Raw genomic sequence first — 24,379 nt, forward strand, 5'->3', positions numbered from 1 at the left:
GCCGCCGCAAAGCAGCCGAAGAGCTTCTGGCCGAAGAGAGCGCGGTCAAGCCCGCTTCGGAAGCTCAGCCAAGGCCGGAAGGCCAACCCCCATCAGAAAGCACGTAAAGCCATGATTCAAATGCAAACTCGACTGACCGTCGCCGATAACACCGGCGCCAAGGAAGTCATGTGTATCAAAGTGCTCGGCGGCAGCCGGCGGCGCACGGCCGGCCTGGGCGACGTGATCATTTGCAGCGTGAAGACCGTCATACCGGGCAGCGACATCAAGAAGAAGGCCATCGTGCGGGGCGTGATCGTGCGTTGCAAGCAGCCCACGCGCCGCACCGATGGAAGCTATGTGCGGTTCGACAGCAATGCCTTGGTGCTCGTCGACAACGACGGCAATCCTCGCGGCACTCGCATCTTCGGCGCCGTTGCCCGTGAGTTGCGCGAGAAGAATTTCATGAAGATCGTCAGTCTGGCGTCGGAGGTGGTGTGATGCACATTCGAGGTGGTGACACGGTAAAGGTGATTTGCGGCGACGACAAGGGCGTCACCGGCAAGGTGCTCAAGATCGACCGCGGCGCCGGCAAGCTGGTGGTGGAAGGCGTCAACCGCGTGTACAAGCACGTGCGCCGCAGCCAGCGGAATCCGCAGGGCGGACGGCTGTCGAAGGAGATGCCGGTGCGGATTTCGAACGTGTTGTTGGTTTGCCCGTCGTGCAATCAGGCGGTGCGCACCGGCAGCCGCGTGGCGGCCGACGGCAGCAAAGAGCGCGTTTGCCGCAAGTGCAACAAGGCGATCGGCGCGCTCGGTCCGGCCAGGTCGCGGGCCGGGGCTGGAGCGAACAAACAGTAAAACAACGGATGAATTGACGCACAACCATGGCTCCACGTTTACTCGAACGCTACGAACAGCAGGTCTTGCCGTCGCTCAAGGAGCGACTGGGGCGCAAGAACCTGCTCTCCTTGCCGCGATTGGATAAGATCGTCGTCAACATGGGTGTCGGCAGCGCCATTTCGGAGAAGAAGCACCTGGAAGAGGCGGTCGGCGCTTTGACGCAGATTTCCGGACAAAAGCCGGCGATCACACGCAGTCGCAAGTCGATCGCCAACTTCAAGCTTCGCGAGGGAATGGAGATCGGGGTCAAGGTCACGCTCCGTGGAACGCGGATGTATGAGTTTCTGGACCGCCTGATTGCCATTGCCCTGCCGCGGGTGCGCGACTTCCGCGGACTTAGTCCCACGGCGTTCGACGGTCACGGCAATTACAGCCTGGGATTGTCGGAGCAATTGGTGTTTCCGGAGATCAATCCCGACAAGTACAGCCGCGTGCAAGGCATGAACATCACCTTTGTGACTTCGACCGACAGCAACGATGAAGCGCGCGAGTTGCTTCGCGGGCTGGGTCTGCCGTTCAAGGTGGAAGAAGTGAAAACAGCGAAAGGGAAAGTAACCGGTTAAAGGTCTATGGCAAGTAAATCAAAAATAGCCAAGGCGAGCCGCACGCCGAAGTTTTCGAGCCGGCGCGAGTCGCGCTGCAAGTTGTGCGGCCGGCCTCGCGCCGTGTATCGGAAGTTTCGCATCTGCCGCATCTGTCTGCGCAAGCTGGCCGACAACGGCCTGATACCGGGCATGAAGAAGGCGAGTTGGTAAAGGGAACTATAAGAAGATGATGACCGACCCCATCGCCGACATGTTGACCCGCATTCGCAATGCGGTGCGTGTCGAGCGCGCCAGTGTGGAAATGCCGTTGTCGAAGGTCAAGCGCGGCATGGCCGAAGTCCTCAAGCGCGAGGGCTACATCTGGGACTTCGAAGAGGTCGACGCCAAGCCAAGTCCGCAGCTTCGCATCCACCTGAAGTACGGCCCCAACGGCGAGCGCGTGATCCGGCACATCAAACGCGTGAGCAAGCCGGGCCGCCGCATTTACAGCGGCGCCGACAACCTGCGGCCCGTGCTCAACGGACTGGGAATTTCCATCATCAGTACCAGCCGCGGCGTGATCAGCGACCGCGAAGCGCGACAGCGGCATCTCGGCGGCGAGGTGCTGTGCGAGTTGTGGTAAAGGGAGGATGGCCTTCCTGGGCCGTCCGGTAACAAGCGCATGATACAGAAGTCATTTGCGATGCTGAAAGAACGAAAAGCACAATGTCACGCATAGGAAAAAAACCGGTCTTGATTCCCAAGGGCGCCAAAGTGGCCGTCAGCGGCAACACCGTGGCGGTCGAGGGACCGCTGGGCAAGCTCGAATGGGGCTTTCGGCGCGAGGTGCGCGTGGCGGTCGACGACGAGGCCAAGCAGGTCAAAATCGATCGCGAGGGCGAGTCGCGCTCGGCCCGCGCCCTGCAAGGGCTGACGCGCGCCCTGATTCAGAACATGCTCAAGGGGGTCACCGACGGCTACGAGAAAAAGCTGGAGATCGTGGGCGTCGGCTATCTGGCGGCCGTGCAAGGCACCACGCTGCAGCTTCGCGTCGGTTTCGCCAACGAAGTTCAGATGCCGATTCCCAGTGGACTGAAAGTGACCTGCCCCGACCAGACGCACATCGTCGTCAAGGGGACCGATAAGCAACAAGTCGGCCAGTTTGCCGCCGAGGTGCGCTCCGTCCGCAAGCCCGAACCGTACAAGGGGAAGGGCATTCGCTACGACGGCGAGCAAGTGCGGCGCAAGGCCGGCAAGGCGATGACGAAGTAAAGCCGGCAGAAAGTAACGAAGTATGAATCACGAACGAACCATTGCCCGACAGAGGCAGCGACGAGGCTTTCGCGTCCGCAATCGCGTCAAGCGCGATTCGAGGCGTCCGCGGCTGAGCATCTTTCGCAGCCACAAGCACATGTACGCGCAGATCATCGACGACGACGCGGGCAAGACGCTGGTCTACGCCAGCACGCGCGACAAAGACCTTTCGGGCAGCTACGGCGGCAACAAGGCCGCGGCCCAAACGGTCGGTCGCGTGCTTGCCGAGCGGGCGCTGGCGGCCGGAATCAAAGCGGTGGCCTTTGACCGCCGCGAATACAAGTATCATGGCCGGGTGGCGGCGTTGGCCGAAGCCGCCCGCGAAGCCGGTCTGAGTCTCTGAGTGAAAAGTGATGAGGTAAAACCCGTAGGGTGGGACCAGCGAGCTTGCGAGCGCCGGCCCACCATTGAGTCGCCCCGCTGGTGGGCCGGCGCTCGCAAGCTCGCTGGTCCCACCCTACACCCCAACCCTGAACCCTGAACCCAATGTCAACCGGCACGAGCAGTAATCGCGGAGAGTTAATCGACAAAGTCGTCAAGATTCGGCGTTGCGCCGCCGTCGTCAAAGGCGGCCGCCGCTTCAGCTTTTCGGCCATGGTGGTGGTCGGCAACGGCAAGGGCAAGGTCGGCTGGGGGCATGGCAAAGCCAACGAAGTGCCGCCGGCGGTCGAGAAGGCAGTCAAAGAGGGCACGCGGAACATGGTCGAGTTGGCGCTCGATGGCCCGACCATCCCCCACACGGTCCACGGCCATTTTGGTGCGGCCCAAGTGGTGCTGGTGCCCGCGACGCCCGGCACCGGCGTCAAGGCCGGCGCCAGCGTGCGCGCCGTCTGTGAGGCGGCGGGCATCCATGATATTCTCACCAAGAGCTTCGGCTCGACGAATCCGGCCAACCTGGTGAAGGCCACGATTGAAGCCCTGTTGAGTCTCCGCACGAAACCAGAGGTTGAACGACTGAGGGGAGTGACACTGTAATGAATCTGCACGACATCCATCGCGGCATCAAAAAGAACACCAAGCGGCTGCGCATCGGTCGCGGACTCGGTTCGGGCCGCGGCAAAACAGCCGGACGCGGCCACAAGGGCCAGGGTCAGTTGGCCGGTTGGACCGCCCATCCCGCGTTCGAAGGCGGGCAGATGCCGCTGGTGCGCCGCGTGCCCAAGCGCGGTTTCAACAATCGCTGGGCCCTGACGGTCAAGGCCGTCAACGTCGGCGATCTCGACCGCTGGTTTGAGGATGGCGCCGAAGTCACGGTGGAGTCGCTCAAGGCGGCCGGTAAAATCAAGGGCCGGTTCGACGTCTTGAAGGTGCTTGGCGACGGCGAGCTTAAAAGGAAACTCAAGGTTTCCGCCCACCGCTTCAGCGCTTCGGCGCTGGAAAAGATCAAGGCCGCCGGCGGCGAAGCGGTGACCTTGCCGGGCAAAGCGCCCGTCGTCAAGGGAAAGAAGAAGGTCAAGGTCGAATGACGAATGACGAATGACTAACCGTGGCGCTGAGCCATTCGTCATTCCGTGATTCGTCATTACTGCGAAACAGGACGGACCCAATATGTGGGAAAAAATTCGCATCGTCTTCACGATCCCTGAGCTGCGCAGAAAAATCTTTCTGACGCTCGGGCTGCTGGCGATCTACCGGGTCGGCTTCTGGATTCCGCTGCCGATCATCGACCAGTCGAAGGCCGGCACGCTCTTTTCGCAGCAGGGCGGCTTTGGCGACATTCTCAAGAGCGTCGCCACCTTCAGCGCGTCGCGGCTCGACGAGGCCACGATTTTCGGCCTGGGAATCATGCCGTACATCTCGGCCTCGATTATCTTCCAGTTGCTGGGCAGCGTCTGGAAACCGTTGGAAGAGTTGCAAAAAGAAGGCGAAAGCGGCCGCAAGAAGATCAACGAATATACGCGCTATGCGACCGTTGTGCTGTGTCTCTTCCAAAGCTGGTTCTACCTGCGGTTCCTGGTTGGCAGCGGCATGATCCAGCAGCAGTTCTTGAACGACAACGGCTCGCTGCAGCTTTCCTGGACCATTGTCTCGGTGATGATCATGACCGCCGGCACCATCTTTCTGATGTGGCTCGGCGAGCAGATCGACGAATTCGGCATCGGCAACGGCATCAGCCTGTTGATTATGGCGGGCATTCTGGCCCGCATGCCGAAGGCGGGCATCGACCTGCTGCGGCCGATCTTTCGCGGCGAGCTGCAGTTGGAAGCCGCCCCCGGCGAAATGGGCGTCGCCAAGCTCATCGTGCTGGCCTCGCTGTTTGTGGCCGTGGTGTTTGGAGTGGTGTTCATCACCCAGGGCCAGCGGCGCATCCCGATGCAAAGCGCCAAGCACGTCCGCGGGCGGCGGGTGTTCGGCGGCGGCACGCGGCAGTACCTTCCGTTGCGGGTCAATCAGGCCGGCGTGATGCCGATCATTTTTGCCAGCAGCCTGCTGATGTTTCCCGGCGTCGGTTTTGATTTTCTCGGCAAAGCGCTCCCCACCGACGCGGAGAAGTACCCCATCGGAACGGCGTTCTCGCAGTTCTTTGCCGACGCCGGCCACGCGTTCATGTCGCCCTCGGCCTACACGCACAACGTGCTCTACGTGGTCCTGATCTACTTCTTCTGCTATTTCTGGACGGCGATCACGTTCAATCCCAAAGACATGTCGGAGAATCTGAAGAACTTCGGCTCGTTCATTCCCGGATACCGCCCCGGCAAGCGCACCGCCGATTACCTGGAAAAGGTCATGGTCCGCATCACCTACGTGGGTGCCGGCTTTTTGGCCCTGGTGGCGATCATGCCGACCTTGGTGGCGAATACCGCCGAAATCGAGTACAACTTGGCAAGCTTCTACGGCGGCACGGGCTTGTTGATCGCCGTGAGCGTGGCCTTCGACCTGGTGCAAAAAATCGACAGCCACCTGGTGATGAGAAACTACAAGGGGCTTTTGGAGTAAACAATCCGTTTGCGGCTCCTCAAGTAGCGGCTTCGTGGCCCCCTGCGGTGGCGGAGCGGTGGTTGCTGTTGCGCCGGGCGGCGAAACCGGCCCTGTAAGGCGCGGGGTGACCGATGCGACTGATTTTTATTGGTCCCCCTGGGGCCGGCAAGGGGACGCAATCTCAGCGGCTGTTGGAATACCTCGGTATTCCGCACCTTTCCACCGGCGACATGCTGCGCCAGGCGGTGCGCGAGCAGACCGACGCCGGACTGATGGCCGCTCCCTATATGGACGCCGGACAGCTTGTGCCCGACGACATCATTCTTAAGCTGATGGATGAGCGTCTGAGCCGTAGCGACTGCCACCAAGGGGCCTTGTTCGACGGCTTTCCGCGCACCTTGGCCCAGGCCCGCGGGCTCGACCAAATGCTCCAGCGGGCGGGCCTCCCGCTGGACATCGTATTGGAATTGAACGTCGACGACGCCGAAGTCATCCGTCGGCTGGCGGGCCGTGGCCGCCACGACGACAAGCCCGCCGTGCTCGCCGAGCGCCTGAAAGCCTATTGGAAGACTACCCGGCCGTTGCTCGATTATTATCGCAAGAAGGGTCTCCTGCGCGTCATCGACGGCCTGGGAACGACCGACCAGGTTTTCGAGCGCATTCGGGCGGTGCTGGACGCTGCCGGCCATCGCCGACAAGAGGAGCTGAAAGCGGAGTGATCAACCTTCGTTCGCCTAGAGAGATCGCCCTGATGCGCCGAGCGGGCTTGCTCGTTTGGCAGGCCCACCAGGCGGCCGGCGCGCTGGTGAAGCCGGGCGCCACCACGGCGGAGATCGACCTGGCCATCGAACGCCACTTCGCCGAGCACAACGCGGTTCCCTTGTTCAAGGGCGTGCAGGGCACGGTCCCCTTCCCGGCCGTGACCTGCATCTCGATCAACGAAGAGGTGGTCCACGGCATTCCCGGCCCGCGGCGTCTGGTCGAGGGCGACGTGGTGAGCATCGACACCGGCTGCAAGCTCGACGGCTGGTGCGGCGACGCGGCCGTGACCCGCGCGGTGGGCCAGGTACGGCCGGAAATGCGGCGGCTGCTCGACGTCACCAAGGGAACGCTCGATCTGGCGATCGACCTGATGAAGGTCAAAACGCGCTGGAGCCAGGTTGCGGCCGAAATGGAGCTGTACGTTCGCGACGCGGGTTTCTACGTGGTCGAGACGTTCGTCGGCCACGGCATCGGCCGCGAGATGCACGAAGAACCGCAAGTGCCCAACTTCTGCAGCAAACAGTTCCGCAAAAGCGGCGATTTCGACTTGCGGCCCGGCCTGGTGATCGCCATCGAACCGATGGTCAACATGGGCACGGGCAAGGTGAAGGGCATGCCCGACCATTGGACGCAGGTCACCAAAGACGGCAAGCCGAGCGCTCATTTCGAGCACACGGTGGCCATGACGAAGGAGGGCCCCGTCAAACTCACGGCGGGGCCGAATGGGGAAGACGTGTAGCCGCATGTAACTGGGCGTGCGCAGCGCCTGGCCGAGGCGCGGAGTTCAACCCGATCGCTCACCGAAACGTCGCCGCCATTCCTCCAGCTCTTTCCGCAAGCGAGCCGGAGAGGAGCGGCAGGACGACGGTGTAGCGATAGGCGTGCCCGGCGAGCTCGTTGCGAGCCAAGCTTGGCAACCACAGATTTCCTGGCGGCTTGTCAACGAGCGCCGCCAGCCTTGGGTTTCGAGGGCGAACGGGTCTTTTTGCCACCTGCGCGATTCACTTTTGGCCTCGGTTCGCGAATGATTTGCGCGTCCAGGAGGGCTTTGTAATCCTCCGATCGAACCACGAGTTGTTGCGGCGGACGCGTGTGAAATCCGATGCCTCGCCTTGCGAGGAATTCGATGGCGGCGCCGTATTCGTCGAAGTCTTCAAAGTCAATTACAGGCATGATTGAACCTTCCCAATGCAATCCTGCTCGTGTCCTCACGTAGCAACGCAGTTGCGGAACGGACCCATTACCTATTATCATCGCATTTTCGGCGGATGCAAGGCCACGGAGTTTCCGGCTACGGGCCCGGCTATAGATAGCCATGCCTCCGGCCCCAGGCCAGCCAGGCGTCTGTCATGTCAGCCACGTTCCCCTCTGCGTCTGGCGCGGCTGGATCCCGTGGCGGAATCTGTCGTAAAACGATGATTGTTAGAACGAAGCTTCTCAGAAACGAGTTCTATCGATTAAACAAGAACGCCGGGCTGTTCAGCAATGCCCAGGCTAAATCCTGGGCGCCGAGCAGGCGATACGCATCGGGCTGCTTGGCAGACTCGGCCGCGGCGCGCTGCAACTGGGCCAGCTCCGCGTCGATCGAGCGGAAGTAGTTCGCTAGCTCAGTCTTTTGCTCGGCCGTCCGCGTCTCGGCGGGCACCGCCAAGAGCGCGGCGATCGGCGCCGGCGGACCTTGCAAGCTCACGGGCCGCTTGGCACTGGTCACGGAAATACGGAAGCGGCCGATCGTGTGTTGCCCGCCGAACTGCTGCTCGAGGGTAAACGTTAGCAGCGTCCCTCCGGCGTTGACGAGGTCTTGCGTCGTTTCGAAGATCGCCGTGTGGGTCTCGCCAAACTTGGGCGAGACCGCCCAGCCGCTCGACCCTTGAGCGTTGCCGTCGACGGCCAACGTGGCCGGAAAGCCGTCCTGGGCGAAATCAGACTGGGCGCTTTGCAAAGTCAGCGGCTTCGCTTGGGCGGCGTCGCCGACCGGAGCCGCTGTGACCTTCAACTCATTGAGCACCAGGTTGCCGTTGGGTGCCCGGCCCGGACCCTTGGCCGGCAAGCTGTCGTCGGGCAAAAGCTCGATGCGAACGGCCGTGACCGCCGGCAGATCGGTCTGGGCGGTGATGTTGTAGGTGTCGGTCGGCGGATGGTTGCCCGTGACCAGCACCGAGTTGTCGGGCTGCCGCGTCAGCGTGGCGCCGCCGGCCGAGGCCAGCGAGGCCGGTTCCAGCACCACCCAGTTCACGGCCGTCTGGCTTTGTTCCCACTCCGCTTGCTTCTTGGGCAACAGGTCGCGTTCGTAGGCGGCCAGGGCCGCGGCGTGCTTTTCTTGCTCTTCTTTCTCAGCCCGAACGGCATCCAGCGCCGACGCCACTTCCTGTTCGCTGGGCGGCCGGCAGAGAATCGACATGAAGATCTCTTCGATGACCTTGCGGTCGTCTTTCTCGCCCGCCACCAATTTGGTAATGCGGTTGTTCGGATCGCTGATGGCCCGCGCAATGGTCGGGCCGTTCACCAGATTCAAGGCCTGGCCCAGCATCACGCCGGTCGAGCGTTCGCACTCGCATGCGCTCTCGCGAGGCGGTTTGCCAAAAAGGTCCAAAAAGCCGTCTTCAAGCTGCACGCTGCTGTCGGGCAACTGCGTGGCCAGAAAGTTGGCCGGCACGCCCGGCAGCCGAATCTCGCTGCCGGTCGCACGGTGGATCGCATCATACAGCGTCTCGGCCGGCAGACGGCGGGCCAGGGCGTGCGAATAATTCGTCTCGTCGTCCTGGTTCCACTCGTTGGTCGCCAACGAATGCTGATAGACCCGCGACTTGCAAATCGTGCGAAACAGAGTCCGGGCGTCGAAGCCGCCGGCGATAAAGTCGTCGGTCAGCCGCTGCAACAGCTCGGGATTCGTCGGCGGATTGCCTGCCCGAATGTCGTCCAGCGGTTCGATGATGCCCACGCCCAGCAAGTATCCCCAGATGCGGTTCACGTAGCTCTTGGCAAAGTAAGGATTCTCTTTGGCGGTGATCCAACGGGCAAGCTGCTCGCGTCGGGCGGCGTGGTCGGGCACCTGCCCCGCGTGCGTGTACGGGAAGAGTGGTGCGGAAACCTGCCCCGTGCGGACGTGCGTCACGTCGCCGCCCGCCTGGTCATACACCACCTCGACCAGCGGCAACGGTCGCTCCACGGCGGTGCCGCCGATGTTGCGGCCGGCGTACTCCGGCGCCGGCTTGCGCCCGACCTGCGCGAAGTAGGCCGCCAGGTGATAATACTGGTCTTGCGTCCAACGCTCGAAGGGATGGTCGTGGCACTTGTTGCAGTTGAACCGCACGGCCAAGAAAAGCTGCGTCGTGTTCTCCATCACGTCGCCCGGCTCGCGCAGCACCTTGTAGTAGGCCGCCGGGGGATTGTCGAGCGTCGAGCCGCTGGCGGTCAGCACGCTGTAAACAAACTTGTCGTAGGGCATGTTGCTGGCCACCGCCTGCTCGATCCAATTGCGGAAGGCCCAGGCCCCCTCTTCGCCCAGGAACTTGCGGTTCACCTGCAGCAGGTCGGCCCATTTGTTGGTCCAGTTCTCGACAAACTCCGGGCTGCCGATCAGCCGATCGATCAGCTCGTCGCGCTTCGTCTTGGTGTCGCGCGTGTCGGCCAGAAACGCCCGCACTTGCTCGGCCGTGGGCGAAAGGCCCAACAGGTCGAGATCGACGCGGCGGAGAAACTCAGCGTCGGTGCAGAGCTCGCTCGGCAGAATGCGCATGCTCTTGAGCTTGTCGTAGACCAACTCGTCGACGTGACTGTTGACCGGCGTGTCGCGCCAGGCGAATCCGCCGCGGTCGCCCATGACGATCACGGTGGTCGCCGCGTAGGCGCCTTCGTAGCGGGCCAGCATCGCCGCTTCGCCGCGGCGCGCGGCCGTGGCCAGGCCCTGCTTGTCGACTTCGATCTTTTCGGCCAGGCTGCTCTCGATAAACGCCTCGGCGGTCACGTCGCGCACCTGGCCGTCGCTGTAGGTGGCCACGACCGCCATCTGCTGCCGCATGCCCGGCAAGGGAATCACCGAATTCTTGGGAAAGATGTCGATGCTGGCCACGCGTGGGCTGTCGAGATCGAGCTTCACGCCGTCGGCGATCCAGGCCCTGAGCAGCTCATAGTAGCGCTCGCCGCGGTGCGTGAGCACGCCGCCCACGTGCGGCACGGCGCCGGTCGGCTTGAGCAGCATCAGGCTCTGATCGGGCGCCGCGCGGTTGAAGCGCCGGCCCGCCAGGTCGTCGGTCAAGGCCCGGTGGTCGAAGAGCGGATCGTAGCCCCGCAGCGACAGCTTAAAGCCGTTCTTGCCTTGGGCCGCGCCGTGGCACGTGCCCGCATTGCAGCCCAGCTTCGAGAGCGTCGGCTGCACATCGCGAACGAAGCTCACCGCATAGGGCTGGCTTTGCCCGCTCACGGTCACGGGCACCACCACCGTTTGCCCGCTGAGCGAGAACTTCAGCTCGCCGACGCCATCGGCTTTGGGCCGCACCTGACCGGCCGGTGAAAGCGAAACGACCGCCTCGGGAACTTCGGGCTGCACCAACCGCGTGACATCGACCCGCTCGCCCGAATCGAGCTGGCCGGTGAGCAGCAACTGCCGATAGGCGTAAGGATACTTCAATTCGACCGAGGGCGGCGTGGCTTCAATCCGCACCAGCGAGCGGCCTTCCGGCAGTTTTTCCGGTGGTCGGCCGGCGGCTTCTTCAGCACGTGTCGTCGAGATGATGGCAAGATAAAGCACGCCCATCCACAAGATGCCGGATAATTTCATCGTTTGGTCCTTTGAAGCCATTAACTAACCACTAACCACTAACCACCATCCACTAACCACTACTGCACCGCCGCGACCGTCGCGGGCGCGAGCGGCACGGGGACAAACTCTTTGACCATCATGCCCGCTTCGGGATCGAAAAACCGCACTTTGCCGTCGAAGCCGCCGACCGCCAGCAGCTTGCCGTCGGGCCGCCAGGCCAACGAATAAACGGCACCGAACTGGTCGGCAAACTTGCGGACCGTTTTGCCGTCGGCCTCGTTCAAGAGCCGCACTTCGCCCCTGCCGTCGCTTGAGGAGCCGATGGCCACCTTGGTCATGTCGGGGCTGAATTCCGCCGCGAAGATGCGGCCCGACACCGGTTCGGCGTTGAATCGCGTAATGCGGTTGAAGTCGTCGCCGATCTGCCGGGCCCGCGTGCGATACATCTGGTAAATCTTCGGCACACCGTCCGATCCGCCGATCAGCAACTCGTCGCTTTTGGCGTTGCGGCGGACGACCATCAGCCCGCCCTTCAACGCGCCGGGGGTGATGCTGGTTATGTTGTCTTCGAAACGCTGCGTGGCCACGTCGGTGAGTTTCATCGAGCCGTCGCGGCTGACGGAAATGACGTGCGAGTTGTCGGTCGAGAAGCAGGTGTCGAGCACCCAGTCGCTATGGGCGCCTTGATAGAGCACTTGTTTGCCGGTGGCGGCGTCGATGGCCCGCAAGGTGTTGTCGCCGCAGCCGAAGGCCACTTTCGTGCCGTCCGACGACCAGCTCGCGCCGTAAACCGTGTCATACGTGACGGGCGTCGAAACGAGCAGCGCGCGTTTTTCAATGTCCCAGATTTCCACTTCGCCGAAGCGGCCGGGCGAGCCGCCCGTCACCGCCAGCCGCTTGCCGTCGGGCGAAAAGCGGGCCGATTCGATCCGCTCCGAGATGCCGACCAGCCGCGCGGCCAGCTCGCTGCCGTCGGCCTTATGCAGCAGCACTTCGTGATAGCCCGACACGGCCAGCAGCGAGCCGTCGGGCGAAAACTCCAGCGACGTGATCACCGGCGGCAGCGAATAGGTGGGCGGATGCTCCATATCGACCACCGTATCGGGCATCGAGGGAGTATCGTCGGCGGCCCCTTCCATGACCCATTTTCGGATCAGCTCGACCTCTTCAGGCTTGAGCGGTTCTTGGCCTTTCGGCATTTCGGGCGGCTCATTGCCGTTGGGAACGATTTGGGCGACGAGCGTGCTCTTGTCGGAGTTGCCGGGCACCAAGGCGGGCTCGCCGCTGTCGCCGCCTTTCTGCATATCGGCCACGGTCATCATCACGAATCCGCCCGATCGCTTGGCCGGCTGATGGCAACCCTGGCAATGTTCCTGAAAGATCGGCCGGATCTGCTTGAAATAGCTGACCTTGGCATCGTCGGCCGACGCGATGTTGGCGAACACAAGCAGGGCAGGCACGGCCCACCAGAGAGGGTTCAGGGGGCCCAAGGGGCGCCCCGGTTCAGGTTTCAAGACGACTGTGTCGCGGCTTTGCCGAACAGACGCCGACGAACCGAATACCAACGAAACGCCGCGCATGCGGGCACCCTTTGGCTAGCAGTAAAATAAGGCGGGACCCAGAGTCATGCCTTGCTGGAAAGGTCGAGCAGACATGCCTCCGGGCAAACTCAGGCGGGGGCCGACGACCGTTGGCCATCGACCCAAACATCAATATAGGCAAAGCGTAGGCTGGCCGCAATCGGCGCAAAGAGAAAGGGACCAAGTCGGAAACTCGGTCCCTTCCCTCTAACCCGCCTGCGTCTTGCGCTAGAGTAAGCCGGTCAGCGACGGCAGGCTTACGCTCACGCCGCTGAAGCTGACACTGTCATTGGCCATGACGCCCACGCTCACGCTGCCGAGACCCAGCGGCAGGCCCACCGCGACACCGTCGGTGCCGGCCACTCCCAGGCTAAAGCCGCTCACCCCGATGGTGCTCGGGGCAATCCGTTCCTCAAGCTGGTCGATTTCGAACTTCGTCGACATGGTACATACCTCCTCGTATCCAAGATTACGTGTTCCTGTTGCCCTGTTCCGTTTGTTTGTCGCGGTCACGCCCCGCAACTCGTCGGGCAACGAAAAACTCTGCTTTGCAGGGAGCGTGCCGAAGTGTGGCCATATCGCCGTTCACACCGTGAAGGTGACTCTTTCTTTCCCCCACGAATCCAATCGCAGGGTGCAAAAGCTCGGTGGTTCCGCGCGGAACAGCAACGAATTGCGTCCGAGGGCACGTCTAAGACGATCGAATCAACCGTTGGCTGGTTCCTTGCGAATCAGGACCGGTCGCTGTTTGTCCAAGCGGATGTTGTCCACTCGCCCAGTCGTTGTCTGGACAACCGTTGTTGCGACGACATATACTGCCTCAAAGCAGTGAGGGTAGTAATGGAGGCATTAGGCGATGGGCATTAGGCTTTAGGCACGATTCTCTAATCGTAACCTAACGCCCAACGCCTATTGCCTAACGCCTTGGTTGGTGGGCCGGCGCTCGCAAGCTCGCTGGTCCCACCCTACGTTTAATCCCGTCCAGCCACGAGCCTACGAACCAATATGGAGCCACTGCCGAAGGAAGTGCCCGCCATCGTGATTGGCGGCGGACCCGCGGGTTCGACCGCCAGCACTTTGCTGGCCCAGCAAGGGCACCGTGTGGTGCTGTTCGAGCGCGATCGTTTTCCCCGGTTCCACATCGGCGAGTCGCTCATCCCTGAAACGTACTGGGTGCTCCGGCGGCTGGGCATGCTGGAGAAGATGAAGCAAAGCCACTTCGTCAAGAAATACAGCGTGCAGTTCGTCAACGAGCGAGGAAGGCTTTCGGAGCCGTTCTACTTTGTCGAGCACAAGCCGCACGAGTGCTCGCAGACCTGGCAGGTGCTGCGCAGCGAGTTCGACAAGATGATGCTCGACAATGCCCGCGAGCACGGCGTGTCGGTCTACGAGGGTGCCCGCGTGCTGGAAGTACTCTTCGAGGGCGAGCGGGCGGTGGGCGTGCGCGTTCAGCTTGAAGATGGGACCGAGCACACGTTGCGGTCGCAAGTGGTGATCGACGCCAGCGGGCAAAGCTCGATGATCATGAGCCGGCTGGGGCTGCGAGAGTGGGACGCGGCACTGAAGAAAGCGGCGCTCTGGACCTACTGGGAAGGCGCCTACCGCGATGGCGGCCGCGACGAAGGCGGCACGATCGTGCTGCGCACCGAAGGCAAGCAGGGCTGGTTCTGGTACATCCCGCTGCACAACAACATCGTCAGCGTGGGCGTGGTCGCGGGCCACCAATATCTGTTCAAAGACCGCGCCGATCGCGACCATGAGACCATTTACAACGAAGAGGTTGCCCGCTGCCCCGGCTTGCAGCCGCGGCTGGCGGGAGCCAGGCGGACGGCCCCGTTCTACGCGGCCAAGGAATACTCTTATCGCTCGCGACAGGCGGCCGGCGACGGTTGGGTGCTGGTCGGCGACGCCTTCGGCTTTCTCGATCCGCTGTATTCGTCGGGCGTGTTGCTGGCGCTGAAATCGGGGGAGCTTGCGGCCGACGCCGTGGCCCAAGGGCTGGTCAAAGGCGACACTTCGGCCGCGCAGCTTGGCCGGTGGGAAGCGGAGTTCGTCCGCGGCATGGACCGCATGCGGCGGCTGGTCTGCGAGTTTTACGACGGCTTCAGCTTCGGGCGGTTCGTAAAACAGTATCCTCACCTCAAGGGCCATTTGACCGACCTCTTGATCGGCGATCTCTTCAAAGACAGCGTCGATGAAGTCAACGGCCCCATGGACGCCGTGCGGGCGGAGATGCAATTGACCGCCGCGCCTTCTTCCTCCTGACATGTCACGGGCGTTCGTTCGGAAGTGGCACATCGATTGGTTGCGGAAAACGCGAAGGCGCCTTCACGGCCATCCGACGATTGTCTTGGCCCCTCGCCGCCGTCTTGGCATTCACGATCGCCATGTGGGCGGGTGGAACGAAGCCCGAACGCCCACGGATATCGTTCGGTGCAGCCGTGACGATCCAGGTGCGGAGGACGGCCGCCTCCTTGGTCAACCCAGTCTTTGGGTGCCGGCCTGGCGGGTTCTTGTACGGCAGCTTCACATAGTCGGCGGTAAGTGGATTCGGCAATGTGCCGGTCACCCCAAGGGCTGGTCATGGTAGACCAGCTTCACGAGACTCGCAAGGAGTGGCGGCTGGAGCCTGAAAACATCCAAAAGGTCGTCCAGATCGGCCTCGAACTTGCCGAGCAGCCGCCGCTCATCGAAACCAAGGTCAATGGGATATGGCCCAATCCTCAAAGCACTTCATGCCCCGTGTTTCAACTTCCGGCACTGGGCGGCAGTTGGGAGAGTTGCTGCGACGGCCTGATCCACAAGCACACGCAAGCTGTTCGGCCCATTGTCTTCGACCACAATTTGTCGAAGGGGCGAGACGACGTGGTGCTGGCGCATTTGAACCACAAACTGGTGCAAATGTGTTTGCGCCTCTTGCGGGCGGAGGTCTGGTCTCGTGAAGGCCGCCAAAAGCTCAACCGCATCACCGCTCGCATCGTACCCGATCGAGTGTTGGATGCGCCGGCCATGATCGCTCACGCTCGCCTCGTGGTGATCGGCGGCGATCAGCACCGGCTGCATGAAGAGATCGTCACTGCCGGCGGACTTCTGCGTGAAGGCCGCTTTGCCCGATTCCGCACCTTGAAGGAAATGGATGAAGCGCTCACGGCCGCCACCGATCGAGAGCCGCCCAAAGCGGTGAAGAAAAAACTGCTCGACCTGTGGAAGCAGACCGCTGATCCGCTGCGCCAAGCGCTCGAAAGCCGGATGGAAGATCGCACGTCTGGCTTGACCAAGACGCTGACCGATCGTGGAAACAAGGAAGCCAGCGACATCGAGGCAATCCTAAAGGAGCTCAAGAAGTCGATCGAGGACGAGCTTCAAGACCCTGAGTATCAGCAGAAGGAATTGTTCAGCACCCCGGAGCGAGAGCAGTTCGGGCGCAACGTGGATGCGCTGCGGCGTCGCGCGCTGGAAATCCCCAGTGAAATCGAGAAGGAAAAGGCTGCCATTAAGGCCCGCTTTGCCGATCCGCAGTCACGGCTGTTTCCGGTGGCGGTGACGTATCTTGTGCCAGAGAAGTTTGTGTAGTGGTGGGTGTGGGGAGTGGGGTGTGGGGAGTGGGGTGTGGGGTGTGGGGTGTGGGGAGTGGGGAGAAAGAATTGATGGCGCTGCAGAACTACCGAGACCTCGAAGTGTGGCAGAAGGCGATGACGCTGGCAGAAGAGTGTTATCGGGTCACGAAGATGTTTCCGAAGGAAGAACTGTTCGGGATGACAAGTCAGATTCGCCGCGCGGCGGCTTCGATTCCGGCGAACATCGCCGAAGGTCAGGGACGACAGCACACGAAAGAATTCCTGAATTTTCTCAGCGTAGCACGGGGATCGCTCAAGGAGATCGAAACGCACCTGATCCTATCTCAACGAGTCGGCCTGATGACAGCCCAACAACTCGAGCCTCTGCTGAAACTCACCGACGACATCAGCCGCATGATGTCCGGCCTTCGCAAGACGCTCGAAAAGCGCCTCTAACTCTCTCCACACTCCACACCCCACGCCCCGCTCCGCATGTCCAACAAAAAACACCACGCTGAATGGCTTTCGCTGCTCGAAATCTCTGGGCCGTTTGTCAGCCTGCCGGTGCTGGAGAAGGTTTTTCCACATGGACTCGATGCACATGATCCCGACCATGCCCGCAGGATGCGACTGGCATTCGACGAGTGGGAAACGAATCAAACCGGGCACAAGCCGAACCCGGCGATCCATAACGCCTGGATCGAGTTCGTTCTGAAAGAAACGCTGCGACTGCCCGCAGAGGTCGTCGCTAGCGGCCAGTCAATACCGCAAACACTCAAGGCGATCCACGCCGAGGCCGGCGAGGTCATTCGGCCCGATTTCGTGGTCCGCAATCCCGGCGACATCGCTGAACCAGGCAAACCTCGTCTGCTGCTGGCGGTTTATCCAGCCGAGCAGCGTCTTGAAAAGCATGTGTACGGTCTGCGCTGGAAAGCGTCTCCGGCCGAACGCATGGCCGAACTGCTCAAGCAGACGAAATGCCAGCTTGGCTTGGTCACGAACGGCGAGCATTGGATTCTGACGAACAAGACTGAGGAATTGCCCACTGGCTTCGCCTCCTTCTATTCCAGCCTTTGGCTGGAAGAGCCGATCACGCTGCGTGCCTTCCGCAGTCTGCTTTCGACGACTCGCTTCTTTGGCGCACTCTCAGGCCAGACGCTTGAAGAGATGCTCCGCGAGAGCGCCGCGAATCAACAAGAAGTCACCGACCAACTTGGTTTCCAGGTTCGCAAGGCCGTCGAAGTTCTCATCCAGTCGCTCGATCGGGCAGATCAGGACCACGGCCGCAAACTGCTCGGCAGCATCCCGGAAACGGTGCTCTATGAAGCCGCCCTCACCGTGATGATGCGGCTCGTTTTTCTGTTCTGTGCCGAAGAACGAGAACTTTTGCTGTTGGGTGACCCTCTCTACGACCAGCACTATGCCGTTTCAACCCTTGTGGCCCAACTGCAGGAAACCGCCGACAACCACGGTGAAGAAATTCTTGAGCGCCGCTTCGATGCCTAGTCGCGGCTGCTCTCCACCTTCCGGGCCGTGTTCGGCGGCGTGCAGCATGAGCGGATGAAGCTGCCCGCCTACGCCGGCAACTTGTTCGACCCCGACCGCTTTGCGTATCTGGAAGGCCGCAAGGCCAAGACGAGCTGGCAGAGCGCGCCGGCCGATCCACTGCCGGTCAACAACCGCACGGTGCTGCACCTGCTGCGGTCGCTGCAATACCTGCGCATTCACGGCGAAGCGCAGCGCGTCAGCTTTCGCGCGCTGGGCATCGAACAGATCGGGCACGTCTACGAAGGTCTCTTGGACCACACGGCCAAGCGTGCCACAGAGCCGGTGCTCGGCCTGTCGGGCGGCAAGGGCAAGGAACCGGAGATCGTTCTGTCGGAACTCGAAAAGCGGCGGGGTGTGGAGAGTGGGGAGCGGCGAGTGGGGAGTGGAGTGTGGGGAGTGGAGTGTGGGGAGTGGAGAGTGGAGAAAGCTCGACGGAAGACGAAAAGCCATCCGCTCCCCACACCCCGCTCCGCACACCCCATTCACACCCCACACCCCACACTCCACACCCCGCTATCCTCAAGTTTCTCCAAGACGAAACGGGCCGCTCCATCAGCGCCCTCAAAAACGCGCTCGCCGCCGAACTCGATTTCGACGCGGCCTCGAAACTCCGGGCGGCGTGTGGCAACGACGCCAGCCTGTTTGAACGAGTGGTTCCCTTCGCCGGCCTGATCGCCAAAGATTCGTTCGATCGACCCGTCGTGATTCGCAAGGGGAGCGTTTACGTCACCGCCGGCACCGACCGCCGCACGAGCGGCACCCATTACACGCCCACCAGCCTGACCGAACCGATCGTGCAGTATACGCTGGAACCGCTGGTGTACGTTGGCCCGGCCGAAGGGCTGCCGAACGAGCACTGGAAGCTTCGCCCGGCCAGGGAACTGCTCGAATTGAAGATCTGCGACATGGCTTGTGGCTCGGGGGCGTTTCTGGTTCAGGCCTGCCGCTATATGGCGCAGCGACTCGTCGAAAGCTGGGAGCAAGTGGAACGTGGGGCGGACGGCGTGGACCGTGGACCGTGGATCGTGGACCGGGGCATGGGAGAAATCAGCGATGGCACTGCAAACTTTTCGGGACTTGGAACTTTGGAAGGTGGCAATGGATCTGGCGGAGGAATGCTACAAGGCGACGAAGAGGTTTCCCAAGGAGGAAATGTTCGGGATGACCAGCCAGATACGTCGCGCGGCGGCGTCGATCCCAGCCAACATCGCGGAAGGTCAGGGGCGGCAGTCGACGAAGGAGTTTCTCAATTTTCTCAGCATAGCCCGGGGTTCGCTCATGGAGGTGCAAACGCATCTGCTGCTGGCGCAACGAGTCGGTCTGCTGAGCGCGGCGGACCTGGATCCGCTCCTGTCGCTGTGCGAGAGGATAAGCCAAATGATCTCTCGCCTTCGCCAAGCCCTCGAAAAGAAGCTCTGACACCGTCCCCCGCCCCACGGACCACGGCCCACGGTCCACGACCCACGGTCCACGGTCCACGACCCACGGTCCACGCTCCCCCCCGTATCACTCCCCACGGCGAGCCATCGACCGGCGCTGCCGACGAGCAATTGATTCCACTCGATACTGAGGAGCGGCTCGTTTACGCCCGGCGCTTGGTAGCCCAGCGCTGCTTGTACGGCGTCGACAAAAATCCGCTGGCCGTGGAAATGGCGAAGCTTTCACTCTGGCTCTTGACGCTGGCCAAGGACAAGCCGTTCACGTTCCTCGACCACTGCGTGCGCTCGGGCGATTCGCTGGTCGGTATCAGCAGCATCGAACAGCTTCTGCGTTTCTCGCTCGACGAGCGGGTCAGCACCGGGCCGCTTTTGGAACAGCAGCGCAAGCAGATCGAAAACCGGCTCAATGCCGTAAAGATGCTCCGCAAGCAAATCGAAGAGCAGCCCTCCAACACACCTGAAGACATTGAGCGCAAATCACTGATGCTCAAAAACGCCGATGAGCAGACCCGCCGCCTGACCTACGCCGCCGATATGCTGCTGGCTGAAAGCTGGCAGCCGATGAGTGCCGCCGAGCGGGAATCGGCGTTGAACTCGGCCCTCGTGCAGGTCGAGTACAAATTCAAGGACTTGCCGGTCGAGGAGCTGGATGCCGACGCCAAGAAACGGTTGCACAAGGCAGGCGTCGATGGCCGTTTTCACTGGCCGCTGGAGTTTCCAGAAGTCTTCCAGAACGGAGGATTGGAGGCCTTCGTCTGCAATCCGCCGTTCATGGGCGGGCAGAAGATCACCGGCGCGCTAGGCGAGGCTTTTCGAGAATTCCTGGTCGCTCGGCTGGCCGCCGGCAGGCGCGGCAGCGCCGATCTCTGCTCGTACTTTTTCCTCCGCGCCCGGCAACTGCTGCGCGAAGGCGGCCAGCTTGGGTTCTTGGCCACAAACACCATTGCCCAGGGCGATACAAGAGAAGTTGGCCTGGAGCAACTAACCGCCGATGGCTGCGTGATTCCGCGCGCGGTGGCGAGTTGTCCCTGGCCCGGCGCTGCCAACCTCGAGGTGGCTCAGGTGTGGGTGCGGCGAGGTGCCTGGCGCGGGCCGTTTGTGCTCGACGACAAGCCCGCCAGTGGCATCACCGCCTTTCTTTCCGCACCCGGCACGATTACCGGCAACCCGCATCGTCTAAAAGCGAACGAAGGTAAATCGTTTCAGGGCTCGATCGTCCTCGGCATGGGCTTCGTGCTTGAGCCCGAGGAGGCTCGGCGGCTCATCGATAAAGACCCGCGCAACAAGGATGTGCTTTTTCCGTATCTGAACGGAGAAGACCTCAACTCGCGGCCCGACCAATCGCCGAGCCGCTGGGTCATTAACTTCTTTGACTGGTCGATGGAAAAAGCAAAGAGTGCTCGAGACTGCTTTCATATTGTCGAGGAGAAAGTAAAGTCGGAACGACTCGCAAACAAGTACAGCAAAACGGCAAGAGAGCGGTGGTGGCTCTACGAGCGCTGGAGACCTGAACTTTACCAATCTATCTCGGGGATGCAGCGAGCGCTTGCGATCTCCTTAGTCTCGAAGCACATGATCGCAGCCTGGGAGCCCGTTGCGTTTGTGTTTTCTCATGCGCTCGGTGTAATTGCTTCGGACGAGGACCGGCTTTTTGCGTTAGTGCAGTCCACACCGCACGAAGAATGGGCAAGACATTGCGGATCAACACTGGAAACCCGAATGCGGTATACGCCATCTGACTGCTTTGAGACGTTCCCATTTCCTTCGCGGTTCTCGACACTCGGTTGGATTGGTAGCCGCTATGACGAGCGTCGTCACCGAGTTACAGACGAACGACAAGAGGGACTTACCAAGACCTACAATCGTTTTCACGATCCAGACGAAGCCAGCGCCGACATCCAAGAACTCCGACAACTTCACGTTGAAATGGATCACGCCGTCGCCGCCGCCTACGGCTGGACCGATCTTGACCTTGGCCACGGCTTCCACGAGACGAAGCAAGGCATCCGTTTCACGATCCGCGAATTAGCCCGGCGTGAGGTCTTGCAGCGGCTCCTCAAGCTCAACCACGAGCGCTACGCCGAAGAAGTCAAGCAGGGCTTGCACGAGAAGAAGAAGCCGAAAGCCACGAAGGGCCGCAAAAAAACCGCCGCCAACCCCGCCACGGCCCCGCTCTTCGACGCCGCGGCTGATGTCGAACCAAGCGATCAGGAAACGGCGGACGCAAACGGCGACGTATGGTACTTTGCCTACGGCAGCAATTTATGGATCGACCAAAAGCAAGACCGCACCGGCGCGATCCGCCAGGGAAGCGAGCGGCCACGCATCGCGACGCTCGCCGATCACCGGTTGGCCTTCAACAAACAGGGCGCAGGCGGCGAGGTGTTTGCCAACATCATCGCGGCCGCGCACGAAACGGTTGTCGGCGTGATTTACCGCTGTAACCCCGACGCCATGCTGAAAATGGTTGTGAAAGAGGGCGGCTACGAGCGGCGCGCCGTGCGAGTGGTGACCGACGACGGAGAGGCCGTCGAGGCGATCACCTATATCGCGCCGCCGAGCAGCACCACCGACGAGCGGCCGCCGACCAGCGGGTATTTGACCAAAATCATCACCGGCGCCCGACAGCACGGCCTGCCGGAAGAGTACATTCAACAGATCGAGCTTTGGGCGACGCGGGGCGCGTGATTTGGAGGGCAGTGCGGCCGATCCCAACGTGGCTGTATTCGGTAGCCCAAGGTGCAGCGCAGCGGAATCCTGGGTCATCGGGCGAAATAATCCGTGGTAGCGGTTTTGTTGTCCATCGTGAGCCGGCTTCAGCCGGGCTTCTTAAACGTCTGCCACCAGCTTTAGCTGGTGGATTTTGGAAGATCACCATCGCGAGGAGCCGGCTTTAGCCGGGCTTCTCGACATGGCTTTAGCCATCTGAGCGGCCGGCAAGGCCTAAAGCCACATCAGAAGCCCGGCTAAAGCCGGCTCAATAGGAGCTTGAGGTGCGGCCGGAAACCACCAGCTAAAGCTGGTGGCAAAGACGCAAAGCCCGGCTAAAGCCGGCTCAATGAAATCGAGTCGAGCGGTTCGCGGCGACGTCCTATCGAACGGCGCCGCCAGTTCGGCTACAACATGCATTGCCAGGTCGAACGCCCGAGAAATCCGGGCGGCGCGGAGGCGGCGCAAGCCCGCCTGTGTTCGAGTAAAATGCTGGAAAGTCATTCACGAAAGGGAGAAGAACCAGTGCTGGCGTAAAAACCGTCTCCGCCGGGCTTGCCCCGGTGGAACGACGACTGACAGGCTAGAAACGAATGACCACCAAGCCGTTTTTCCTTTCCGCGAAGCGTCCGCCGCCAGAGGCGGCGGACGCTTCGCGGAAAGGCAGGGGCCGTCGTGGCGAGCGCTTCTAGCCAGCCAGTCAGCGCTCGACGGGGGCAAGCCCCGTCGTGGCGGTAGAATACAACGCGAGGCACAGACGGCCAATGACCAACTCGATGAAAGGAGGAGCGCCATGAGTACGGTCCAGCCGGGTGTTAGCCAGCAGCCAGACGCGGCAGCCAATGGCCGCGAGAACTGGTGGGACTTTCTGCAACGGGCCCGCAAGGAACTGGAGGCAGCGGGGGCGACCTTCCGCCGTGGGTCGGATATTGCCGCCGAGATCGACCAGCTTCGCGGCGAACATGAGCGCGCCGATGCCGTTTACTGGGAGATGGAATGGCAGAAACACCATCCGCAGAGTTGACCCATGCTCGTTTATTTGGACAGCGTGATCGTCATCTATTACCTGGACGCCGTCGACCAGTTTCACCAGTTGGCCGTGCCGCCGGAATGACGCCCTTTCAGGGCTGAATTTACGTGACGGGGCATATACCCAGGTTCCGTTGCGCTACACCCTGGGGCTATCGAATGACGCCCGCACCGGGCTACCAACGCGCCGCCTCGGGCGAACCGACGTTCATTGTACCACCGCGCCAACCCCGCCGCCGCCGTGCGCCAACGCCGGCCCACCGCGTCGGCGTGCAACCATGTGTGACGCGCGGCGCGGAATCGTCGTCGGGGGAATAACGGACCGCCTGTTTTCGAGTAAAATGCTGGAAAGTCATTCGCGAAAGGGAGGAGAACCATGAACCTGACCGAGACGGTCGTCGAGGGGACAATCCAAGCTGACGGGACATTGCTGCTGGACCAGCCGACCAAGCTGCCAGCCGGCCGAGTGCAAGTCATCGTCCAATCCCTGCCCGAGTTGCCGGAAGGCGATCCGTTTTGGGACATGATGAAGTCGATCTGGGCCGGTCAGAAGGCACGCGGTCACGTTCCACGCAGTGCCGAGGAAGTCGAAGCCGAACGGCGGGAAACGAGGGAAAGCTGGGAACAGAGACAAGAGGCGATTGAACGGCTGCAGGCAGAATCGCGCCGGCTCCGGGAGCGGCTGCCATGATGCTATGTCTGGACGCGAATTGCGTGATTTATCTGGTGGAAAAGAATCCGCATTGGGGACCGAAGATCGTGGCTCGCTTGGCGGCGGCGAAAGCCGCCGGGGACACGGTTGCCGTGTGTGACCTTGCGCGTGCCGAGTGTCTCATCGGGCCGCTAAAATCCCAAGACGCACTTGTGTTGGCGGATTACCAGCGATTTTTCTCGAGTTCGGTGGTGCAGATGCTGGCTGTAACGCCCGCGGTCTGCGAGCGAGCCGCCGAGGTTCGCGTGGCGTCCGTCATGAAAATCAAGCTACCCGACGCGTTGCATCTCGCTGCTGCAATCGTCCACGGCTGCGGGTTGTTCCTGACGAACGACGATCAATTGAAGGCATGCGGCGGCATTACCGTGGAAGTGTTGGCATAAAGGTTAAAACAGATGACCGCAGAAGAAAAAGTCCTCCCCGAAGTTCTCTCCCCGACACAAATCCGGGCAAAACTCGAAGAAATGGTCGTCAACGACCTGCTTGGCCCCGCCGAGAGCGCCGAGGAGGAGCTTGACGAACGCTCGGTGCGAGATCGCTACCTGGTCGGCGTGCTGGCCCCACGGAAGCCATCAACACAACCCAAACCGGCTGGCAGCGATGAGGACGACGAGTTCCCGCCCGTGCTGCTTGACGAGCTTGA

26 protein-coding genes are annotated in these 24,379 nt (G+C 61.7%); 22 read left to right on the forward strand and 4 right to left on the reverse strand.

The features are described 5' to 3' along the window. The first annotated feature begins 111 nt into the window (after positions 1-111). The 12 genes from rplN to map all read left to right on the forward strand — a co-directional run bounded on the left by rplN (position 112) and on the right by map (position 7,139). Positions 112-480: a 50S ribosomal protein L14 gene (gene rplN, locus VNH11_09510; GenBank protein ID HVA46597.1), complete on the forward strand. Its 369-nt coding sequence runs from the start codon at positions 112-114 to the stop codon at positions 478-480. After that, positions 480-839 (forward strand): 50S ribosomal protein L24, encoded by a 360-nt coding sequence (gene rplX / locus VNH11_09515; GenBank protein ID HVA46598.1) that lies wholly within the window; start codon positions 480-482, stop codon positions 837-839. Before rplN ends, rplX begins: the two co-directional genes overlap by 1 nt. A gap of 26 nt (positions 840-865) precedes the next feature. After that, positions 866-1,444, forward strand: a complete 579-nt coding sequence (gene rplE / locus VNH11_09520) for a 50S ribosomal protein L5 (GenBank protein ID HVA46599.1) — start codon at positions 866-868, stop codon at positions 1,442-1,444. A 6-nt stretch (positions 1,445-1,450) separates the two neighbouring features. Further along, positions 1,451-1,636, forward strand: coding sequence for a type Z 30S ribosomal protein S14 (locus tag VNH11_09525; protein ID HVA46600.1), 186 nt, complete (start codon positions 1,451-1,453; stop codon positions 1,634-1,636). Between the two features lie 16 nt (positions 1,637-1,652). Then, positions 1,653-2,048 carry a 30S ribosomal protein S8 gene (gene rpsH, locus VNH11_09530; protein HVA46601.1) on the forward strand — a complete coding sequence of 132 codons (396 nt, stop codon included), beginning with the start codon at positions 1,653-1,655 and terminating at the stop codon, positions 2,046-2,048. An 83-nt stretch (positions 2,049-2,131) separates the two neighbouring features. Continuing rightward, a complete protein-coding gene (rplF, locus tag VNH11_09535; GenBank protein ID HVA46602.1) occupies positions 2,132-2,677 on the forward strand; it encodes a 50S ribosomal protein L6 in 546 nt (181 codons plus the stop codon). A 22-nt stretch (positions 2,678-2,699) separates the two neighbouring features. After that, complete coding sequence (gene rplR / locus VNH11_09540) at positions 2,700-3,062, forward strand: 50S ribosomal protein L18 (protein HVA46603.1); 363 nt, start codon at positions 2,700-2,702, stop codon at positions 3,060-3,062. A gap of 143 nt (positions 3,063-3,205) precedes the next feature. Next, positions 3,206-3,694 carry a 30S ribosomal protein S5 gene (gene rpsE / locus VNH11_09545; protein HVA46604.1) on the forward strand — a complete coding sequence of 163 codons (489 nt, stop codon included), beginning with the start codon at positions 3,206-3,208 and terminating at the stop codon, positions 3,692-3,694. Then, positions 3,694-4,185: a 50S ribosomal protein L15 gene (rplO, locus tag VNH11_09550; protein HVA46605.1), complete on the forward strand. Its 492-nt coding sequence runs from the start codon at positions 3,694-3,696 to the stop codon at positions 4,183-4,185. Before rpsE ends, rplO begins: the two co-directional genes overlap by 1 nt. Before the next feature lie 82 nt (positions 4,186-4,267). Further along, a complete protein-coding gene (secY, locus tag VNH11_09555; protein ID HVA46606.1) occupies positions 4,268-5,656 on the forward strand; it encodes a preprotein translocase subunit SecY in 1,389 nt (462 codons plus the stop codon). A 113-nt stretch (positions 5,657-5,769) separates the two neighbouring features. Continuing rightward, the gene (locus tag VNH11_09560) at positions 5,770-6,357 is read left to right on the forward strand and encodes an adenylate kinase (protein HVA46607.1); all 588 of its coding nucleotides are present in this window, start codon (positions 5,770-5,772) and stop codon (positions 6,355-6,357) included. Continuing rightward, positions 6,354-7,139, forward strand: a complete 786-nt coding sequence (map, locus tag VNH11_09565) for a type I methionyl aminopeptidase (protein ID HVA46608.1) — start codon at positions 6,354-6,356, stop codon at positions 7,137-7,139. The genes VNH11_09560 and map overlap by 4 nt, the downstream gene beginning before the upstream one ends. 711 nt (positions 7,140-7,850) lie before the next feature. On the opposite strand, the gene VNH11_09570 is transcribed toward map, so the two are convergent. From VNH11_09570 to VNH11_09580, 3 genes are all read right to left on the reverse strand, one after another. After that, positions 7,851-11,180, reverse strand: coding sequence for a DUF1549 and DUF1553 domain-containing protein (locus tag VNH11_09570; protein HVA46609.1), 3,330 nt, complete (start codon positions 11,178-11,180; stop codon positions 7,851-7,853). A 59-nt stretch (positions 11,181-11,239) separates the two neighbouring features. After that, positions 11,240-12,622 (reverse strand): c-type cytochrome domain-containing protein, encoded by a 1,383-nt coding sequence (locus VNH11_09575; GenBank protein ID HVA46610.1) that lies wholly within the window; start codon positions 12,620-12,622, stop codon positions 11,240-11,242. 348 nt (positions 12,623-12,970) lie between these two features. Then, a complete protein-coding gene (locus VNH11_09580; protein ID HVA46611.1) occupies positions 12,971-13,186 on the reverse strand; it encodes a hypothetical protein in 216 nt (71 codons plus the stop codon). A gap of 561 nt (positions 13,187-13,747) precedes the next feature. On the opposite strand from VNH11_09580, the gene VNH11_09585 reads away from it, so the two are divergent. The 5 genes from VNH11_09585 to VNH11_09605 all read left to right on the forward strand — a co-directional run bounded on the left by VNH11_09585 (position 13,748) and on the right by VNH11_09605 (position 18,519). After that, entirely contained in the window at positions 13,748-15,007 is a 1,260-nt protein-coding gene (locus VNH11_09585) for an NAD(P)/FAD-dependent oxidoreductase (GenBank protein ID HVA46612.1), read from the forward strand. 318 nt (positions 15,008-15,325) lie between these two features. Beyond that, a complete protein-coding gene (locus tag VNH11_09590; protein ID HVA46613.1) occupies positions 15,326-16,315 on the forward strand; it encodes a hypothetical protein in 990 nt (329 codons plus the stop codon). A 74-nt stretch (positions 16,316-16,389) separates the two neighbouring features. Next, a complete protein-coding gene (locus VNH11_09595; protein ID HVA46614.1) occupies positions 16,390-16,755 on the forward strand; it encodes a four helix bundle protein in 366 nt (121 codons plus the stop codon). A gap of 36 nt (positions 16,756-16,791) precedes the next feature. Beyond that, entirely contained in the window at positions 16,792-17,805 is a 1,014-nt protein-coding gene (locus VNH11_09600) for a hypothetical protein (GenBank protein ID HVA46615.1), read from the forward strand. Positions 17,806-17,859: 54 nt separating this feature from the next. Continuing rightward, a complete protein-coding gene (locus VNH11_09605; protein HVA46616.1) occupies positions 17,860-18,519 on the forward strand; it encodes a hypothetical protein in 660 nt (219 codons plus the stop codon). Between the two features lie 91 nt (positions 18,520-18,610). Here the strand turns inward: VNH11_09605 and VNH11_09610 are convergent, their stop codons facing one another. Beyond that, positions 18,611-18,754, reverse strand: coding sequence for a hypothetical protein (locus VNH11_09610; GenBank protein HVA46617.1), 144 nt, complete (start codon positions 18,752-18,754; stop codon positions 18,611-18,613). Between the two features lie 146 nt (positions 18,755-18,900). Here VNH11_09610 and VNH11_09615 point away from each other — a divergent pair, with 146 nt between their 5' ends. The 5 genes from VNH11_09615 (at position 18,901) to VNH11_09635 (ending at position 24,119) form a co-directional block, all read left to right on the forward strand. Beyond that, positions 18,901-19,266: a four helix bundle protein gene (locus tag VNH11_09615; protein ID HVA46618.1), complete on the forward strand. Its 366-nt coding sequence runs from the start codon at positions 18,901-18,903 to the stop codon at positions 19,264-19,266. Between the two features lie 194 nt (positions 19,267-19,460). Next, positions 19,461-21,974 carry a gamma-glutamylcyclotransferase family protein gene (locus VNH11_09620; GenBank protein ID HVA46619.1) on the forward strand — a complete coding sequence of 838 codons (2,514 nt, stop codon included), beginning with the start codon at positions 19,461-19,463 and terminating at the stop codon, positions 21,972-21,974. 814 nt (positions 21,975-22,788) lie between these two features. Continuing rightward, on the forward strand, positions 22,789-23,019 hold the full coding sequence (locus VNH11_09625) for a hypothetical protein (protein ID HVA46620.1): 231 nt from the start codon (positions 22,789-22,791) through the stop codon (positions 23,017-23,019). 381 nt (positions 23,020-23,400) lie between these two features. Continuing rightward, complete coding sequence (locus VNH11_09630; GenBank protein HVA46621.1) at positions 23,401-23,715, forward strand: hypothetical protein; 315 nt, start codon at positions 23,401-23,403, stop codon at positions 23,713-23,715. Beyond that, entirely contained in the window at positions 23,715-24,119 is a 405-nt protein-coding gene (locus VNH11_09635) for a PIN domain-containing protein (GenBank protein ID HVA46622.1), read from the forward strand. The genes VNH11_09630 and VNH11_09635 overlap by 1 nt, the downstream gene beginning before the upstream one ends. Positions 24,120-24,379 lie beyond the last annotated feature (260 nt).

Source organism: Pirellulales bacterium, from assembly GCA_035533075.1.
In the GTDB taxonomy this organism is placed as follows: domain Bacteria; phylum Planctomycetota; class Planctomycetia; order Pirellulales; family JAICIG01; genus DASSFG01.

Coding starts and splice junctions, on each gene's coding strand:
- rpsE (HVA46604.1), top strand. CDS start 3,206: ATGTCAACCGGCACGAGCAGTAATCGCGGAGAGTTAATCGACAAAGTC.
- VNH11_09570 (HVA46609.1), bottom strand. CDS start 11,180: ATGAAATTATCCGGCATCTTGTGGATGGGCGTGCTTTATCTTGCCATC.
- VNH11_09595 (HVA46614.1), top strand. CDS start 16,390: ATGGCGCTGCAGAACTACCGAGACCTCGAAGTGTGGCAGAAGGCGATG.
- rpsH (HVA46601.1), top strand. CDS start 1,653: ATGATGACCGACCCCATCGCCGACATGTTGACCCGCATTCGCAATGCG.
- VNH11_09600 (HVA46615.1), top strand. CDS start 16,792: ATGTCCAACAAAAAACACCACGCTGAATGGCTTTCGCTGCTCGAAATC.
- rplE (HVA46599.1), top strand. CDS start 866: ATGGCTCCACGTTTACTCGAACGCTACGAACAGCAGGTCTTGCCGTCG.
- rplR (HVA46603.1), top strand. CDS start 2,700: ATGAATCACGAACGAACCATTGCCCGACAGAGGCAGCGACGAGGCTTT.
- secY (HVA46606.1), top strand. CDS start 4,268: ATGTGGGAAAAAATTCGCATCGTCTTCACGATCCCTGAGCTGCGCAGA.
- rplO (HVA46605.1), top strand. CDS start 3,694: ATGAATCTGCACGACATCCATCGCGGCATCAAAAAGAACACCAAGCGG.
- VNH11_09625 (HVA46620.1), top strand. CDS start 22,789: ATGAGTACGGTCCAGCCGGGTGTTAGCCAGCAGCCAGACGCGGCAGCC.
- rplN (HVA46597.1), top strand. CDS start 112: ATGATTCAAATGCAAACTCGACTGACCGTCGCCGATAACACCGGCGCC.
- rplX (HVA46598.1), top strand. CDS start 480: ATGCACATTCGAGGTGGTGACACGGTAAAGGTGATTTGCGGCGACGAC.
- VNH11_09580 (HVA46611.1), bottom strand. CDS start 13,186: ATGTCGACGAAGTTCGAAATCGACCAGCTTGAGGAACGGATTGCCCCG.
- VNH11_09560 (HVA46607.1), top strand. CDS start 5,770: ATGCGACTGATTTTTATTGGTCCCCCTGGGGCCGGCAAGGGGACGCAA.
- VNH11_09525 (HVA46600.1), top strand. CDS start 1,451: ATGGCAAGTAAATCAAAAATAGCCAAGGCGAGCCGCACGCCGAAGTTT.
- VNH11_09585 (HVA46612.1), top strand. CDS start 13,748: ATGGAGCCACTGCCGAAGGAAGTGCCCGCCATCGTGATTGGCGGCGGA.
- rplF (HVA46602.1), top strand. CDS start 2,132: ATGTCACGCATAGGAAAAAAACCGGTCTTGATTCCCAAGGGCGCCAAA.
- VNH11_09605 (HVA46616.1), top strand. CDS start 17,860: ATGAAGCTGCCCGCCTACGCCGGCAACTTGTTCGACCCCGACCGCTTT.
- VNH11_09610 (HVA46617.1), bottom strand. CDS start 18,754: ATGTCGCAGATCTTCAATTCGAGCAGTTCCCTGGCCGGGCGAAGCTTC.
- VNH11_09615 (HVA46618.1), top strand. CDS start 18,901: ATGGCACTGCAAACTTTTCGGGACTTGGAACTTTGGAAGGTGGCAATG.
- VNH11_09630 (HVA46621.1), top strand. CDS start 23,401: ATGAACCTGACCGAGACGGTCGTCGAGGGGACAATCCAAGCTGACGGG.
- VNH11_09635 (HVA46622.1), top strand. CDS start 23,715: ATGCTATGTCTGGACGCGAATTGCGTGATTTATCTGGTGGAAAAGAAT.
- VNH11_09590 (HVA46613.1), top strand. CDS start 15,326: ATGGTAGACCAGCTTCACGAGACTCGCAAGGAGTGGCGGCTGGAGCCT.